General features: G+C 68.4%; 1 protein-coding gene. It reads right to left on the bottom strand.

Annotated elements, in window-relative coordinates:
* Window positions 1-115: 115 nt before the first annotated feature.
* The gene (locus G6021_RS13690; RefSeq protein WP_182641521.1) at window positions 116-703 is read right to left on the bottom strand and encodes a mechanosensitive ion channel; all 588 of its coding nucleotides are present in this window, start codon (window positions 701-703) and stop codon (window positions 116-118) included.
* Between the last annotated feature and the right edge of the window lie 332 nt (window positions 704-1,035).

Below are 1,035 nucleotides of genomic sequence, written 5' to 3'. Positions count from 1 at the left end.
CGGGTACCACCGGAACCCGGCCGGCTGCACGGCCGCGGGCGGCCGTGGAGCGACCGGCGGTCGCGGCGCGGGGGCCGATACCTGATCGGTCGCGTTCTCACTCATACCGCCATGGTCACAGATCGCGACCCCGAGAGGTATCGGGGATCTCCCCCGGTTCGTCCGTCCCGGGAGGGGGCCCGCCCACCGCACGGATGTCGTAGGCCACGCTCGCCGGAGTGATCCCGAGTTCCTTCAGCCCGGCCACCAGGTCACGTGAGATCGCGTCCTTGACCGCCCGCGCCCCGTGACTGCCGACGACGAAACGGACGGTCACGAGGATCCAGTCCTCCTGGAGGGAGACGAAGACCTGCGGTCCGAACTCGCGGACGTCGACCGCGTAGACGCGGCTCATCCGCTGCATACTCGCCATCGCCTCGTCGCTGAGTTGGCGCGTGTGCCGATCGGCGCACGCGGAGAACAACTCGTCCACGACGCGCAGATCAACGTCGAAGGGGAGGTTGACCGAGATCTCCTCCCAGAGGAACGGGAAACCGCGGGAGTGGTTGAAGACGGCCTCGTCGAAGATCACGCCGTTGGACACGGTCACCACCCGCCCGGTGAACTGGCGGCTCGGTACCCAGTTCCCGGTCTCCGATCCGGTCATGGACGACGGGGCCCCCATCTCCATCACCGTCGTCCGCAGGAAGCCCAGCGACATCACGTCGCCACGCACCTCCCCGACGGCGATCCGGTCACCGACCGCGAAGACCCTGCCCCGGAGGTGCGTCCGCTGACGCCGACCATCGTCACTCCGAAGAGCCGCAGGGGGTCGTCCGAGCTCAGGAATCCCACGACGGTGTCGACCATGCCGTCATCATCCCTGCCGGGTGCTCTCAGGGTCGAATATCAGGGTCGGCCCCCGATGTGGAACCACGACCCGCCCACCACGATGGAGTCATGTCCAGCACCAGCACCCACGACGTCCCATCAGAGCTCCGCTCCCTGTGGCGGACCCGACCCGTCCGGACCCCGGACGACGCCAAGATCGCCGGA

The sequence above is a fragment of the Dietzia sp. CW19 genome (assembly GCF_014145265.1).
In the GTDB taxonomy this organism is placed as follows: Bacteria; Actinomycetota; Actinomycetes; order Mycobacteriales; family Mycobacteriaceae; genus Dietzia; species Dietzia natronolimnaea.
Note: the sequence above shows the minus strand (reverse complement) of the source record. Positions and strands in the feature narration are given on the sequence as shown.